Here is a 16,203-nt window from a genome sequence, read left to right as displayed (position 1 = left end):
TAATAGGAATTGTTCTCATTAGCATCTGCATGTTTTTAACGAATAGAGATAAACAGATGTATCACAACAAGAGCTCATTGCTGCCTTACCTTATTACAACTTTGTCACTTTCTATTTTAACTGCCTGTGGTGGCAGCAGTAGTGGCAACAGTGCTCCAATTTTTTCAGAGTCATCAATGGCTGTTAGTTTAGCGGAAGATAGCACGCAAACTATTTCGACTAGCGCTACAGATGCCGATGGAGATCTACTCACTTACTCTGTAGGCAATGCTCCTGCTCGCGGCGCATTGCAGCTTAATCCTCAAACTGGAGTGGCAAGTTATACACCTAATAGCAACTATTTTGGCAGTGATAGCTTTGAAGTGCTTGTGAGTGATGGCAGTAAAGACAGCAGTTTAACTGTGTCGCTAACCATCACTGCGGTGAATGATGCACCTGTGTTTAATGGCGATACACTGTTAGTCAGTGGTAATGAAATTAAAGCCGGCTCGGTGAGTGCTACTGATGTTGATGAAGATACATTGAGCTATGCCTTAGTGAAGGCACCTGAAAATGGTCAGTTAACGCTGGACGCAACCACTGGAGAGGTCAGTTATCAACTCGAACAGCTGCTTGAGGTCGACGATGTGGTAATTATTAGCGTCTCTGATGGCATTGAAGAGGTGCAAAAGCGTTTTCAAATTACCACTAATCTTGCCAGCAATGCTGATAGAGCTTACTACTACTATACCTCTGAGTTATCACACTTAAAGCAAGCTGCCGCAATCAGTGAAAACCTCAATGATGATATCAATCAGTCTGTTATTAATCGCAGTTTAGCGATTGGCTACGCCACTGCTGAGCTAACGACACAAGTGGATGAGCTGCTTAACGCCAGTAAAATAATTTCAGCTCCCGTTTTTGCCGATACAAAACTACGAGTCGCCAATGAATATCAGCAGCTTGGAAAAGTTGATGAGGCGGAAACGCTAAGGGGTGAAGCTAAGTCTATTTATAATCAATATCTCGCATCTAAAGGTGTTAATAGCTTTAACGGTGATGATGTGAGCTTTTATATCGATCTCTCTAAGTCATATAGAGCGGCAGGTGATGAGATCTCGGCAACGGGCATTTTTGATATCGTTGATCTGCTGTTTTCATCCGTATTAAGTCAAGAGTATAACCGAGCGGCTTTAGTCGCATTTTTTGGTTACAGCCGACAAATTGAAGAGCTCATTAAAATTTGGGAACAAACTAATAGCGATAACGACATAGCGTTTGCTTTGCTTAACCTCGACAAGCTCTACGATTACGCTAACCGTATCGGTTATCAGAATGTCTCTAATGACCGTAATGGCAACCTAGGTAAGCCGTTTCACAGTGTTCGCCAAGTGGCATTAGTCCAAATAATAGAGTTCTACACTCGTCTTAATGCTAGGGATAAAGCCAAAGCCGCGGCTGCCGACCTGTTAGCTCTGCATGGGGTTGTTAACTACGATCCGCTATATCCACGAGAGGCCAGCTTGTACAGCGCGGTCAGTATGGTTGAGTATCCTGCGGGGGTCGCTTTTAACATCCAACCGATTGTGGTGCTTTATCCTGAAATTGACCCAGCAATTTTTATAGAGGGGATCCCAGAAGCCAGCTGGATGCGAGCATATGCAGCATCGGAGGCTGCTGATGCCAAACTGATGGCACTTGCGCAAATAGAGCCTGATGGAAACAAAGCCTTAGCATTGGTGCTCGACAGTCGAGATGAAGCGCAACTAAGAAATCATTTCACCAACTTAGTTAACTATGGCTCAAGTACTCCAGGTTTGGCTATCTATCGTTTGCGTATGGCAGATTATGCTGGTGCAGTATTAGCGCTAGAAGAGGCTGAAACCTTGGTTTCCTCTGCAGAATACGTACAGCAAAATCTTTTTAGGCAGGGTTTTGTTACAGGTAATGTCGGATGCCAAAAGCTAATTGAAGTCTATGATGAGCTAGCGCTTGATGACAGTGACAATGCCGCGCAATATCAACAAGCTACCGTCCGTGTCGCTAAAATGTGTGTCGCGCTCGCGAAGCAATATTATGCCGATGGCGTTGACGGCACTGATGTGAGTATAGAGGATGCAGTTCAAGCAAATTCGCAGCTTATTGAGTTTCTCTATCCGCGTGGATTAGAGGCTGAAATAGAGCAAGTTTTAGCTGTAGCCGAAACCAACCTAGCTAAGTATGACACTGATTCATCGGTAAGAATTGATCTACTGAAGCAGATTGCGGGCTCCGCTTTTAAAGGTGGCGATTATGCCCGGGCCAACATTTACTATGATCGTACTATTGATTTGATCATTGCGCTTGAAAAGCGCGCTGCTGACAGCTTTTTAAGTGCAATCACAGAGCGCTTCTTAGATCAAAGAGGTAGTGAGAATAACTATCCGCTATTTATCGAGAAAATTGACCAAAAAGCAGGATTGCATGCCGACTATGCAGCGCTATATAGCCACGCAAGAGCGCAGTTGAAAAAGTTGATCGATGCGAACTTAGCCTTATTAAACACCGCTTCTAATCAAACCCAAATCAATTATGTGCCCTTCTTTGCGACTCAGTTAGCCGGTGCTGCTTTTTATCAAGAAGCACAAGCATTAATGCAAAACCAGCATTTGGGACCCGTTGAAAAAGCGGCGATCCAAACCAAGGTTGCTACGGCATTAGCGAATCAAAATCACTTCCCTGTGCAATCGGTGGCAACAGTTGATACCGATCATGACGGTTTACCTAACTTCTTTAGTGCATCAGCTACTGAAGCGCAGATCCAAGCATCTGGCCTTGTCTTAGATAGCGACAGTGACAACGATGGCTATAGTGATTTAGATGACAGTAAGCCTCTAGATCCTGCAGTACATTAAGTGAGTGAATAGAAGTAGTAATGACTAAACACTCTCACAAAATTAACACAATCAGCACTATGCTGATTGTGTTTGCGAGCACATTATCAACAGCTGTTAGCGCTGAAAATGACGTGCAAACGTTAGTTAAGTCTAAAGTGCAGCCAGCACTTTCACCAAAGAAGGACGCAGCAACCGGTAAGCAAAAAAATTCAGCGCCAGAGCAAGCGGCAATGGAAGTGATTGAGGTGGTAGGTCGACGACCAACCCCGATTTCAAGCCAAAGTACGGGTAGCTACACACTCAATCAGCAACTCATTGAGGACTATCAATTTGGTAATGGTAACCTGAATGATATTCTAGGTTTATTGCCGGGTGTGCAGTACTCAGAAGAAAGCTACAGTGCTGAGCAGGCCAGTAATATTAGGCCTGCGGAAGTATCACTGTCTGGCAGTGATGGTTATCAATCAGGCTATTTTATTAACGGCATGAATAACAACTCTCGTCTCAGTACCGGTAATGCATCTTTAGATAAAAACTTACTGCAAGATGTCTCTGGTCATAGTCAAGCAAGCTTTATCAACTTGCAGTTGTTAGAGGAAATTGAAGTCTATGACTCCAATGTCCCTGCCAAATATGGTCAGTTCTCTGGCGGAGTGGTTAGCGTTACCACTAAACAAGCAACGGATGCACCAAGTTGGTCGCTTAGTTATCGGCAAACCTCGGATAGCTTTGTGACTTACAATCAGTTTTACGCGCCTGATTTTTCAGGAGAGGAGACGATTTATCAGCCGAGTTTCTCTAAACAAGATATGTCGGCCTCGTTTTCTACGCCTATAGGTGAGAACGCCGGTCTTTTGGGCCAACTGCAAATGCTAAAGTCATCAGAAACCAAGTTACAACTGGGTGTGCTTAAGCCTCAAAAACAGACTAATTATAATGGGCTGATTAAGTATCACCATGATATTAGCGCCAACGATGAGCTGGAAGTCACTGCTATTTACGCGCCGTATCAAGGTCAATATTTTGATACCTATGCCTTGAATAGTAACTTTGATATCAATGGCGGCTCACAGAGTATCTTATTGGATTGGAATAATAGTAATCCATGGGCTGACATTGAAACCAGTCTGTCTTGGCATCAAAGTCTCAATAGTAAAACCGCACCGAGTTATTGGTTTAATTGGGTTAACTTGAAAGGTAAAGATTGGGGGAGCTATGACGGCAGTCAGGCTAGCGCTGAAGGTGGTTATGGCAGTATCGATAAAACCCAGCAAAACATTACGTTAAAGCAGGACTATCTGCTCAATGAGCAGTCATTTTCATGGGGTGAAACTCAAACAAGCTTTGGCGGAGAAATTAAGCAGCAAACCACTGAGTTTGACCGCCTTGTCGATGCCGTTTTATACAATGGTGCAGTGGTTAACCCTAATGTTGACTGCGCTGGCTACACCTTAGATTGTGTCGAAACCGTGTTGGCTAAAACTATTTCAGAGCTAGAGCGAGATTTAGGCCGCCCGTTAGACTTAACCAACCTAGATGATCTGCTGCTCTATCAAAATAACGTATTGCAAACGGGTCAGTACTTTCAGAGCCGACAGGTTTCACCTATGGCCAGCACTAAAGTCGACTTATGGGCTGCTGCGTTATATGCAGAGCAAACGTTCAACTGGAAGTCATTAAATGCCACCTTAGGTCTGCGTTATGATTACAACGACTTTATTCAGCAACACAATATTGCACCTCGTTTTAGAGCTGCATACGATCTGTTTGATAGTGGCAACAGTGTGCTGGTATTGGGTGTTAATCGCTATTATGAAGCCGATCTTTCTCACCATAAATTAAATGAAGCAGTACAACCTAGTTATAAAGAGGTGAGGCGAGCCTATCAAAATCAACCACAGCAGTGGCAACGCGAGGTTTCTTCAAACGGTTACCGTACTGTCTACCAAGACACCAAAACACCTTTTAGCGATGAATTGACCTTAGCATTTAGGCAGTCTCTTTTTGGAGGAACGCTTGAAGCTAAATGGCTTGCGCGTAGAAGCCAAGATCAAATTAATCGAGTTAAAGGTGTCAACAGTCAAGGAGAGGCGATTTTATTTGCTGAAAATAGTGGTAGTAGTAAATACCAAAGATACTCCTTATCTTGGATGGCAAGCTTTGCCAGTCAGCATGTAGAGTTCAATATCTCCCATGTAAAAAATGAAACTGATAAAGCAAGTTTTGATGGCGAAACGATAGTAAGTGACGCACAACGAAACGAAAAACTAAACTTTAACTATGATGAAAGTGAACTGGTTTACTTACAGCAAATAGTGCCAGACCCCGATAAACCCGGTCAAACAAAGGTTATCAATGATCTCATCACTCAGCATGATTTGGATTTAGCCAAGCAGGATTACAACCGTCCGTTTATAGCGAACTTAAGTTGGGGTGGAGGCTGGGGTAATTGGCGCCTATCAGCTTATGCCCGCTATAGCTCTAAACAAGATGTGGCCTTTGCTACAGGTAAGTATTTGTCATTACGGCAATCGACCAGTATTTGTGAGGGCTGTGTGACTAGCCGTACTGAGTACCCACTTTATATTAAAGGTGAACAACCAGCTTTTTGGTTACTCAGTGGCAGTATTAAATATGACCTTGAAATAGCTAAAAACCATCGTATTACATTCAGTTTTGACGGTGAAAACCTCACTAATAGCCGTACCTATCAAGTTAACCCATATGCAACTGGCACAGAGCTGGGTCGCCGCTTCTGGCTAGGCGTTGCATACCAACATTAGATTATAAAATTAAGGAGTTTCACATGAAAATTTTAAACACTGTTTTTCTATTAAGTCTGCTAGCTAGCACTGCAGTACAAGCCCACCAAGCGCCTATTATTAGTGATGGTAGTCAACAGCTGTGTTATATCTCGAGCAATGATATTGGCTCCCATGAGTGGTTAAAAAAGGCGAGCCTATTTCATTCTGTTTTAGCATCAGCCAGCAGTGAAAGAGTTGATGCGTGCTGGAATCTAGATAGCGATGCTAAAGCGAAAGAGGCTCGTTTGCTGGTGGCGATTGATGCTACGCAAACCACACTGGTCATTAAGTAACCACTACAAATAGCTTTATCGAGAAGCTGTTGCATTAACAGCTTCAATTTTTTACTAGCTTGAGTCGTTCTAGTGATAACAATTATCCCTTTCAGTGCTTTTCAGTTCACATATTATCGCAAACACAATGCATTCATGCTTACTCTTATATGTATGATTTTTAGTTGCTTTCACTATGCTGCGGCCGCGGAGGAGCCAACGAATATTCGATGTTTGCCGAGCATAATTATGGGGCTGGAGGCGCCTAATATTGACGAGTTAAGGGCCTTGTATATGCAAGCGCCTAAGTGCTGGCCTGCACCCTTACTAGATGTAGGCATTGCAAAAAGAGAGTTAGGTTTGTTGCCGGCTCCCATTTTCCCTGCAGACAATCCATTTAGCCAACTTAAGCTGCGTTTAGGTGACAAGCTATTTCATGATCCCCAGCTTTCGCGGTCAGGCCATATCGCTTGCGCCTCTTGCCACGATAGGAATTTAGGTTGGGCTGATGGTAGGCAAGTGTCTTTTGGTCATCATAGATTAAAAGGCAAACGTAATGCCCCCAGTATTGAGAATAGCGCTTTTTACAGCAGCCTTTTTTGGGATGGTAGGGCGGCAAGTTTAGAAGAACAAGCGCTGATGCCGATTACCGATAGTGTTGAAATGAACTTTACTCTTGATGAGCTAGAGGAAAGGCTCAGTAATGATCCGCAGTATGTGCAGCTCTTTAAATTAACTTTCGGCAGTGAAGAGGTGACTCGAGAACGAATTGCACAAGCCATTGCCACTTTTGAGCGAACCATTCTATCGCGCCGAAGTCGATTTGATATTTTCCTGATGGCAAGTGAAATTGAGGAAGAAAGCCAAAAGCAAAGGTTAAGTGCCGCTTTTTCTGATGAATCAGTCAGAGGTCTACACCTATTTAGAACTAAAGCCAGATGTATGAATTGTCATAATGGTCCTGAAATGAGTGATAGCCAATTTCATAACATCGGGCTGACTTACTATAAAAGGTTTTATCAAGATCTAGGTTTGTATAATCAAACGCGTAACTATGATGATGTGGGCAAGTTCAGAACGCCTGGGCTGAGAGGAGTTATGAATACCAAACCTTGGATGCATAATGGCTTATTCGTCAACATGGAAGGCTTGTTGAATTTTTATAATATGGGCGGTGTAGCGAGCCAAAAAACACGTGAGGATCCGCTAGCACCACAAACTTCAATCCACTTAAAGCCGCTTAAATTGACTCAAAATGAGATCAAAGATCTAATGGCATTTCTAGAATCGATATCGGGTCACCCTGCAAGAGGGCCACATATGCGTTACATGCCAGAGCCATAATTGGATTCATGGTTATTTACATGTTGAGAAAAGCCCGTGTATCTTTCGATAAGCGGGCTTTATAGGATGAGTGAAATGAGCTGTAGCTCATTCCGTTCTTTAAGCAGCTTTAAAAATAGTAACCGAAGTTAATATTAAAACGTTTGTTGGTATCACCATCACCGACCATAGTGCCGCCGATAAAGGGTTGGTTCTTGCCGACAACAAAGTCGACGTAGGTATAGAGTCCGCCAGCAGTAATAGCCATGCCTGTAACATTCATAAAGGTATCATCTAGATCCGCAGACTTATCAGTAACCACTGAGTAGTCGTTATAGAAGGTTAGGTTTGATATTGGCCCAATATCAACAGGTAGGCTGTATGCTACGTTGGCGATATAAGTCGTCGCTTCTGCTGGAATAGAGTCATAGAAGTGGTAAGCGGCCACAACAATGCGCTCAACATCCATGCCATCAACGTCATACTTGTAATCGGTCATTTGCAATTTAACATTCCAGCGGTCGTAGTTAACCACACCGTGGATTGCTGCTGCAACGTTGTCGCCATCGGTACCGTTGGCAATTTCAAGCTGGCCAGCTTGAATGGATGCACCGAGCTCAACATCAACATCATTGAATGCCAAGTTATGGGCATAACGCGCGTTGAAGGTGTTTAGTTCTGCGGCGTCGTAGCCGTCAGTTGGAGCGGCATAGGCATCTTCACCCTCTAAACGAATACCGACAACATCGTAAGCATAACGATCGGTACGGTCTGAGACATAACCATCAAGGCCACCTTGCTCATCATTCTTGTAGAAGGCGAGATCGAGTCGGTTTTTATCACCAGTGTAGGTATAATTTAAGCCCATGTCGTAGTCATCTTCTAAGCCTAAATAGAAGTTAGAGCTGAAGAAGTAGCTGTTTGATGCGTAAGTTAGCATACCGAATGGTACTTGAGTTACACCAATTTTACCCTGCTGTTGTTCAGTAAAGTTGTAACCAATCCATGCGTGCTGAATGACATTCATGTATTCAAACCAGCGATACTGAGCAGAGTAGCTCAAGTCTTCGTAACTGCCTGAAACGTCGATGCGGAATAGATCGAAATCAAAATCGCCACCGCGGTCAGCATTATCATCGTCAAAATCTTCATAGGAGTAATTGACACGAACGGCACCGCCAAACTTGACGGCATTGTCTTTTTTCTTCTCTTCGGCGACTAGCGGCTCAGATTCCTTCTGCTGTTGGGATTCTAGTTGCTCGATTCGGGCTTTTAACGCCTCTAGTTCTTCATCTACTGGGGTGGCATTTGCATTAGCAGTTAACGCAAGGGCTATACAGGAAGCAGCAAGTGTATAACGGATCATCATTTATCCTTGTTTTTTAGTTTGATTTTTGTGAGTCGCTGTTGTCGGCATCATCAGTGTAGAAGTCAGATAGCACGTCAGCTAGGTGGGCTCGCGAAAGCTCTCCTTGCAAATCACCTTCTGAATCGACAACCGGCAGTGGAAAGTCAGATTCCATAGTGGCCGGAATAATACTTTCGAGCAGCGCGTCCTGTGAGATTGGGCTCATCTCTTCGACTTTGAAGTCTTCCATGAGCGCATCTTTATCTGTTTTTACGGCGTCTTCTAATGCTTCTTGGCACACAACACCTTGGAAGCCCTCGTCGGTAACGTAGTAGGCATAATCTGCCGGAATACGCTTCATTTGTTTAAGTGCTTCACCGATGGTTTCGGCGGTAAGGCGATTTGCGGGTGGCTTCATCACGGTTTCGACGGTTAAGGCTCGTGGACGGTTGACGTCTTTGACGAAGGCCTCAACATAATCGTCGGCAGGGTTGAGCAAGATATCCACCGGCTGTCCTACTTGAACCAGATTGCCATCCTTGAGGATCGCGATTCTGTCGCCAATACGCAGCGCTTCATCGAGATCATGGGTAATAAAGATAATCGTTTTGTGGAGATCTTTTTGCAGTTCAATCAGTTGGTCTTGCATCTCACTACGTATCAATGGATCGAGAGCCGAGAAAGCTTCATCCATCAGCAGGATTTCGGCATCGGTACACAAGGCTCTTGCTAGGCCAACACGTTGTTGCTGACCACCAGAAAGTTGTGCAGGGTACTGCGCTTCATACCCGCTCAGGCCGACAGTCTCCAGCCACTCTTTGGCTTTGGCATTTCTAATGGCTTTGTCTACCCCCTGTACGCTTAGGCCGTAAGCCACATTTTCCAGCACACTTTTATGGGGCATTAAGCCAAAGCGTTGGAATACCATGGCCATTTTATTACGACGAAACTGCTCCAACTCTTTGGTATTGAGCTGCATCACGTCGATGCCTTCAACCAGAATTTGCCCTTCGGTAGGATCAATTAACCGATTGAAATGACGAATCAAAGTCGACTTACCTGAACCTGACAGCCCCATAATCACAAAGATCTCGCCCTTTTGAATATCGAGATTAATGGCTTTAAGGCCGACCGTATGACCGGTTTTAGCTAAGATGTCATCCTTAGATAAACCTTCTTTTACTAAAGGCATAACCTTGTTTGGCTTTTTGCCAAAGACCTTATACAGATCTCTAATTTGAATGAGTGGCTCTTTAGGCGAGGCGTTATTCATGATGTCCACTCCGGGTATGTTTTTGCGAACGTTTGGCATAGGCTTGAGAAGCTCTATCAAAAATAATGGCTAGTGCAACAATGGCTAAACCGTTAAACAGCCCGAGGGTGAAATATTGGTTGGTGATCGACTTAAGCACCGGTTGACCTAGCCCCGTAACGCCAATCATTGACGCGATAACGACCATGCCTAACGCCATCATAATGGTCTGGTTAATACCCGCCATTATGGTGGGTGAGGCCAGTGGCAACTGCACCCCCAACAGACGTTGCATTGGGTTAGCACCATAGGCAGTAGCGGCTTCAAGCACCTCTTTATCGACTAGGCGGATCCCCAGGTTAGTCAATCGAATAACGGGCGGAATAGCGTATATAACCACGGCGATAACGCCGGGTACCTTGCCAATGCCAAGTAACATGACCACGGGGATCAAGTAGACGAAAGCGGGCATGGTTTGCATCACATCCAGAATTGGTGTTATCACGGCTTGGGTTCGGTTACTGCGCGCCATTAAGATACCAATAGGTACGCCTAGTGCAATGGCCACTAGCGTACATACGGTAATGATGCTTAGCGTACGCATCGTATCTTCCCACATACCGAAATAGCCAATCAGCAGGAAGGAAACCACCACGCCTAAAGACAATTTCCATGAACGACTAGCAGCGTAAACCAACGCCGTAATCGACAGCAGTACCGCCCACCATGGAGATTGTACTAATAGCTTTTCAAACCAGATAAGAAAGCTGAGCAGTGGATCGAAAAAAGACTCGATGAGATCGCCATATTCGCGGGAAAAGTCCCGAAAGGTGCCATCCAAATATTTGCGGATTTCCAGCAAGGTGGCACGGTCCATCTTAGGGAATTTGCTGAGCCAAGAAAAGTCAGCCATTTCTACCTCTTTATTTTTTATATGAATAATTTAGACGGGGAGCAAAATAGCGAGGTTTTGTAGGCCTCGCATTATGGTGTGACTTATAGATCTGCTAGTGCGGATTTCACCTTTGCGGCGACGTCAGCAGGAATCCAAGTAAGCCAAATGTCTTGATGGGTTAGGAGGAAGTGCTCAGCGGCAATATTGCCATCCGCTTGATTGTCTTCCATCCAAGCTAGAAGATCGTTCATCTGTGCATTGGTGATAGAGCGTTTAGCAAGGTACTCAAACTGAATTGTTGATTTTTCAGCGAAAGCCATTGTTGTGACCGTTTGTACGACTGAAGTGGGGTACATGGTGACCTGTGGCTCGGCGCACTCAGCTTGAGAGATGCAGTCGCGGAAATGCTCCTCATCAATACCTGTACCAAAGTCGACCTTGGACATTTTGTACTTGCCCAAAACTGAGGTCGGTGCCCAGTAATAACCAAACCAAGGTTTTCCACGCTCGTAGGCACGGGCGATAGAACCTGAAAGACCCGCTCCTGAACCTGGATCAATAAGATCAAAACCGGCATCACTCAGTTTTAGTGCGCGAAATAGATTTTCTGCAGAAAGCTGACAGCCCCAGCCCGCTGGGCAGCCATAGAAGGCACCACGATCAGGGTCTTCTGGGTGTTTAAAGGTTTTAACTTTGGCGATAATGCCTGCAATCGTTTTTAGGCTTGGGTCTTTGTCGACCATATATTGCGGTACCCAAAAGCCTTCTTCACCACCATCGGAGAGTGAATAGCCTGCGATGGCCAAGCGTTTGTCACTAACGGCTTGCTCGATAAGCTCTTTGACTGTATTGGTCCACATTTCTGGCGCGATGTCAGGCTCACCTTTTTCGATCATTGAGGTGCTGGTAGGCATAGTATCGCCAGGGATTAACTCGGCGTCACAGCCATAGCCATGCTCGAGGATAAAACGGTCGACGTTAGCGATTAATGAAGCTGAGCTCCAATTCATATCAGCGATAGTGACCTTGCCGCATTGCTCTTCGGCAAGGGCTTGATGAGCGGCACTACTAAGCAGCAGAGTACCAATCATAAGTATACGTTTCATAAAAACTCCGTATGTGAGGTTAGAGATTTTTCGCATGTGCCTTTTCTAACAATTGTTAGAGTTCAAACTAGGGACTGCGCTTCGGATGTTGCGGGTAACGACGCCGTGACAACTTTATTACCAAAAGTGTGGCTGACATAAGGAAATTAACGAAATAAATTAACACGACTGGCATCGACTTAACAGTTTTCCCGCCCTAGCTTGTGATCTCCATCAATTAACACACCACCGAAATAGTTTGAACTCGAATTAATAATCACTCTGGGTTGTGGTTTACATATAGTAGTAGCTAAGTGATGAAGATGCCGCTTTACTCGCAGTTCATGAGGCGTGATGCCTCTAGCTGGAGTAGTGCACACTCAGTGCTATTGTATGATCCGAATTAGCCGCCGTAGCCCTAATCGAAATAATGTGCTTATCACAACTCAAATTTTCATATCTTAACCTGTTGTAAATTAGCGTGATATTTTTGACTGCAGTATATTGTCTCTCTATTCGAGACAATAAAACTCACAACCGGCACTTAATGAGTCAATCACTTACATCTTAAAATAGCCGCTCTATTTTCGTGATGGTGTAATGGGTTTGAGTCATTATTTAGCTAGCGCAGGTGTTTTACTTATGACGGCAGTAGTGCTGAATTCAGCGGCCGTGTCTGCTCGTGAGCAAGAACCGCTGCTGCACGCTGATATGGGAGAGTCTAAGCCGGTTCTCGGAAAAATTGGTCTGGCGTTGAGTGGTGGTGGCGCAAAAGGGGCGGCGCATGTGGGCGTGCTGCGTTATCTGGAATCGCAGCATATACGGGTCGATTATATTGCTGGCACCAGTATTGGTGCCTATGTTGGTGGACTATACGCGCTTGGCTACAGTGTCGATGATATCGAGCGGATTATGCTTGAGCTCGATTGGGTCAGTGGCTTTGATGATACGGTGCCGAGAACGGCATTGAATTATCATGATAAACAAGATTTTGACCGCTTTAATTTACCCTTTGAGTTTGGCTCGCTAGATGGTGAAATTCTATTGCCGCAAGGCGTCTTGCGCGGCCAAACTATGGCGAACCTTTATATTCTGTCTACAGGCATGGTGCCGCGACAAACTTCATTTGATGATTTAGCTATCCCCTTTAAAGCGATCAGCACTGACATTGCCACTGGGCACGCTGTCGTTTTAGATTCAGGCAACTTGCTGGCTGCGATGCAGGCTTCTGCATCGGTGCCAGGTATTTTGCAGCCGATAGAGATTGATGGTAAATACCTAACCGACGGCGGCATGGTGAGCAATATGCCGGCAGATACAGTGCGCGAAATGGGCGCTGATATTGTCATTGCAGTTGATATTGGTGCCGAATTGGCGCCGAAAGAGGAGTTGCAAGATAGCTTTGCGATATTGTCGCAGCTATCCACCATGATGACGCGAGCTAATGCCGTTGAGCAGGTGCAGAATTTACAGCCGCAAGATATTCTTATTCGTCCCGATATCAGTTTGCTAGGCACCACCGATTTTAGCAGCATGCCACTGGGTTTTGAAAAAGGAGAACAGGCGGCACTTGCCCATGCCGACAGGCTTATTCCATTGCAAAGCAGCGCCGAGGAGTTTGCGTTATATGTTGATAATCGACAGCGCTATAAGCAAGCTCTAGAGGCTTTTCAACGGCGAGCGATTGATAACGTTATCGTAGTTAATAATAGTCGTGAGACGCCAGAGAAAATAAGCGCCGCTCTAGACATTAACGCTGGCGATAGCGTTGATGCAGACGAAATAGTGGAGGCGGTGGATCGTGTTTATGCGCTTAATAGCTTTGAGCGAATTGCAGCTGAAGTTGTGACGGATGAAGACTCTCAAAAAACACTACAGATCACTGCCAATGAGAAAAGTTGGGGGCCTAACTTTTTTGATATCGGGTTTTCATTGGAAGAGGACTTTAGCGAAATATCTGACGTTAAGCTCGATCTCGCTTATACGATGCATCATGTCGGAGATAGCCAAGGACTGCTGCGTTTTGAGTTATCTTCAGGCAAAGAGAAGCGTCTTGCGACCGAGTATCGTCTACATCTCGATCCGTTAGAGCATTATTATTGGAAAAATCGTTATCAATACTCCCAAGATGAACAGTTGTATTTTTGGGATAACCAGCGCAGTTTAAAAACGTTGACTAAGGCACACAGTATCAGCTCCTCGATTGGGGTTAATCTGAGTAACGATATGATCGTTGAACTGGGGATAGCTGCTGAAATCGGCAATATAGAAGGCCCATCAATGATTGATCTTGATATTGATTATCAGAGTTACTCCGGATTTATCATTATTAGTTTTGATAGTTTAGACAGTTATAGCTTTCCGAACCGCGGTACCCAGCTCTATTTCAAGGGGGCTTATAACGACGATAAATTGGACTCGCTTGTTTTACCCATTGTCGGTGATGTATTTGGTGATACTGCACTTTTCAATTATGAGTTTTCCCTCAAGCATGCCCGTAGCCTCAAACAGCACACGCTGATCAGTAAGCTCAAAGTTAGCGGCACAGATAGTGATGAGGTGAGCTTAATACATACTCATAAACTTGGGGGCTTTTTAAACCTATCTGGCTTACATAAAAATGCGCTGGTGGGTTCACAGCTCGCGTATGGGTCACTGGTGTATCAGTATCGTATTAACTGGCAGGGATTCGGTGGCATGAACAAACCACTTTACTTGGGCGTTTCTGCCGAAGCGGGTAATGTTTGGCAATATAAAGATCAGCGCGGGCTTGACGATCTGATCTACGCCAGCAGTATATTTATCGGCACCGAAACTGAGTTTGGCCCAGCAGTACTTGGCTTTGGTATTGACGACCTGCAACATAAAACCCTTTACCTAACCTTAGGTAAAACCTTTTAGTGGCTAGTCGCAACTAAAAGCCTGCGACTAAGTCAGGTATTCATTGTGAATAGTGGAGTAGAGCGCCCAATTATCCTGCTGCAGCATCACGCTGGGCAGAACCTTTGAGCTGCGTTAGTTTCAATCTCTAAACTATTTTTTCATTTAAGAAATCGAGTAACATACGTACTTTAGGCGATAGGTGTCTTTCGTTAAGAGTGGGGTAGAGCGCCCAATTATCCTGCGGCAGCCTCACACTGGGCAGAACCTTTGAGCTGCGTTAGTTTCAATCTCTAAACTATTTTTTCATTTAAGAAATCGAGTAACATACGTACTTTAGGCGATAGATGTCTTTCGTGAATAGTGGGGTAGAGCGCGCAATTATCCTGCCGCAGCCTCACGCTGGGCAGAACCTTTGAGCTGTGTTAGTTTCAATCTCTAAACTATTTTTTCATTTAAGAAATCGAGTAACATACGTACTTTAGGAGATAGATGTCTATTGTGAGGGTAGAGCGCCCAAATTCCCTCAACCGCTTGGCGGTTGTTTTCCAGCAGTGGTACTAGTTTTCCGGACTCAATAAATTCGCTAACGTAATAATCGGGTAGCTGGATGATGCCCAGCCCTTTTATAGCAGCATCGACCAAGGCATGACCGCTATTACAGCTTAAGTTACCTTTGATGCGTACATTACGGGCTTTACCTTTTTCTTGAAAGCGCCAGTAGTCCATGGTGCCCACTAAACAGTTGTGTTGTTCAAGTTCAGACAATGAATGTGGTAAGCCGTAGGTAGACAGATAGCTGGGTGAGGCGCAGACATATTGCGTGCGAGAACCCAAGCGTTTTGCCATCATGCTTGAGTCTTCTAGCTGGCCTAAGCGGATGGCGAGATCGTAGCCTTCATCAATCAGGTCTACTTTCAAATTGGTGAGGTTTATCTGTACTTCAAGCTCTGGGTATTGAGTAATAAAATCGTTAATGAGTGGTGCAATCATGCCCTCACCATAGGTTACCGGCGCGGTGATTTTGAGTAAGCCTCTAGGGGTGGTCTGTAAATTGGTGATCGCCCTTTCTGCTTCATCTAAACCATCTAAGACTTGGCGACAGTGCTGATAGTAGATCCTGCCAACTTCAGTTACCGATACCTTGCGGGTAGTACGGTGAAACAACTTAGCAGCAAGTCGTGTTTCTAGTGCGCTCACTTGACGACTGACTTGAGCCGTCGATATTCCTAGGCGTGCGGCAGCCTTAGTAAAGCTCTCAGCTTCTGCTACTGCAACAAACTCACTGACACCTTCCCAATTGAACATATACGCTCTCTACTATTTGTCACTCTCTAATGGCGTCAATTATTACTAACTCTGGTTGAAATGCAAAGTGATCTTCCTTGTTCGTGGCAAATTATTACTGTGCAGTAAAAGAAATTTTCGCTTTAGTGGGATTATCATTCTTACCTCGCTGGGTATAATTTAACCAATCAAAGGAACGTGG

10 protein-coding genes are annotated in these 16,203 nt (G+C 44.8%); 5 read left to right on the top strand and 5 right to left on the bottom strand.

What is annotated here, in order from left to right; translation table 11 throughout:
* The first annotated feature begins 56 nt into the window (after positions 1-56).
* The 4 genes from JK628_RS21790 (at position 57) to JK628_RS21775 (ending at position 7,275) form a co-directional block, all read left to right on the top strand.
* Positions 57-2,873 carry a cadherin-like domain-containing protein gene (locus JK628_RS21790; protein ID WP_202286981.1) on the top strand — a complete coding sequence of 939 codons (2,817 nt, stop codon included), beginning with the start codon at positions 57-59 and terminating at the stop codon, positions 2,871-2,873.
* Between the two features lie 20 nt (positions 2,874-2,893).
* Entirely contained in the window at positions 2,894-5,638 is a 2,745-nt protein-coding gene (locus tag JK628_RS21785) for a TonB-dependent receptor plug domain-containing protein (RefSeq protein WP_202286980.1), read from the top strand.
* 23 nt (positions 5,639-5,661) lie between these two features.
* Entirely contained in the window at positions 5,662-5,952 is a 291-nt protein-coding gene (locus JK628_RS21780; protein WP_202286979.1) for a hypothetical protein, read from the top strand.
* Between the two features lie 273 nt (positions 5,953-6,225).
* Positions 6,226-7,275, top strand: coding sequence for a cytochrome-c peroxidase (locus JK628_RS21775; RefSeq protein WP_237524093.1), 1,050 nt, complete (start codon positions 6,226-6,228; stop codon positions 7,273-7,275).
* A 109-nt stretch (positions 7,276-7,384) separates the two neighbouring features.
* Here the strand turns inward: JK628_RS21775 and JK628_RS21770 are convergent, their stop codons facing one another.
* The 4 genes from JK628_RS21770 to JK628_RS21755 all read right to left on the bottom strand — a co-directional run bounded on the left by JK628_RS21770 (position 7,385) and on the right by JK628_RS21755 (position 11,855).
* A complete protein-coding gene (locus JK628_RS21770; RefSeq protein WP_202289925.1) occupies positions 7,385-8,620 on the bottom strand; it encodes a carbohydrate porin in 1,236 nt (411 codons plus the stop codon).
* A gap of 16 nt (positions 8,621-8,636) precedes the next feature.
* A complete protein-coding gene (locus tag JK628_RS21765; RefSeq protein ID WP_202286977.1) occupies positions 8,637-9,875 on the bottom strand; it encodes a quaternary amine ABC transporter ATP-binding protein in 1,239 nt (412 codons plus the stop codon).
* A complete protein-coding gene (locus JK628_RS21760) occupies positions 9,868-10,767 on the bottom strand; it encodes an ABC transporter permease (RefSeq protein WP_202286976.1) in 900 nt (299 codons plus the stop codon). Before JK628_RS21760 ends, JK628_RS21765 begins: the two co-directional genes overlap by 8 nt.
* A gap of 83 nt (positions 10,768-10,850) precedes the next feature.
* Positions 10,851-11,855: an ABC transporter substrate-binding protein gene (locus JK628_RS21755; RefSeq protein WP_202286975.1), complete on the bottom strand. Its 1,005-nt coding sequence runs from the start codon at positions 11,853-11,855 to the stop codon at positions 10,851-10,853.
* Positions 11,856-12,440: 585 nt separating this feature from the next.
* On the opposite strand from JK628_RS21755, the gene JK628_RS21750 reads away from it, so the two are divergent.
* Positions 12,441-14,735, top strand: coding sequence for a patatin-like phospholipase family protein (locus JK628_RS21750; protein ID WP_202286974.1), 2,295 nt, complete (start codon positions 12,441-12,443; stop codon positions 14,733-14,735).
* A gap of 417 nt (positions 14,736-15,152) precedes the next feature.
* Here JK628_RS21750 and JK628_RS21745 read toward each other — a convergent pair whose 3' ends face one another.
* On the bottom strand, positions 15,153-16,022 hold the full coding sequence (locus JK628_RS21745; RefSeq protein ID WP_202286973.1) for a LysR substrate-binding domain-containing protein: 870 nt from the start codon (positions 16,020-16,022) through the stop codon (positions 15,153-15,155).
* Between the last annotated feature and the right edge of the window lie 181 nt (positions 16,023-16,203).

This window comes from Shewanella sp. KX20019, assembly GCF_016757755.1.
Lineage (GTDB): Bacteria > Pseudomonadota > Gammaproteobacteria > Enterobacterales > Shewanellaceae > Shewanella.
Note: the sequence above shows the minus strand (reverse complement) of the source record. Positions and strands in the feature narration are given on the sequence as shown.

Excerpts from the sequence above, each read along its gene's own strand:
- JK628_RS21775 (WP_237524093.1), top strand. The coding sequence starts at position 6,226 with ATGCAAGCGCCTAAGTGCTGGCCTGCACCCTTACTAGATGTAGGCATT.
- JK628_RS21770 (WP_202289925.1), bottom strand. The coding sequence starts at position 8,620 with ATGATCCGTTATACACTTGCTGCTTCCTGTATAGCCCTTGCGTTAACT.
- JK628_RS21765 (WP_202286977.1), bottom strand. The coding sequence starts at position 9,875 with ATGAATAACGCCTCGCCTAAAGAGCCACTCATTCAAATTAGAGATCTG.
- JK628_RS21745 (WP_202286973.1), bottom strand. The coding sequence starts at position 16,022 with ATGTTCAATTGGGAAGGTGTCAGTGAGTTTGTTGCAGTAGCAGAAGCT.
- JK628_RS21760 (WP_202286976.1), bottom strand. The coding sequence starts at position 10,767 with ATGGCTGACTTTTCTTGGCTCAGCAAATTCCCTAAGATGGACCGTGCC.
- JK628_RS21785 (WP_202286980.1), top strand. The coding sequence starts at position 2,894 with ATGACTAAACACTCTCACAAAATTAACACAATCAGCACTATGCTGATT.
- JK628_RS21755 (WP_202286975.1), bottom strand. The coding sequence starts at position 11,855 with ATGAAACGTATACTTATGATTGGTACTCTGCTGCTTAGTAGTGCCGCT.
- JK628_RS21790 (WP_202286981.1), top strand. The coding sequence starts at position 57 with ATGTATCACAACAAGAGCTCATTGCTGCCTTACCTTATTACAACTTTG.
- JK628_RS21780 (WP_202286979.1), top strand. The coding sequence starts at position 5,662 with ATGAAAATTTTAAACACTGTTTTTCTATTAAGTCTGCTAGCTAGCACT.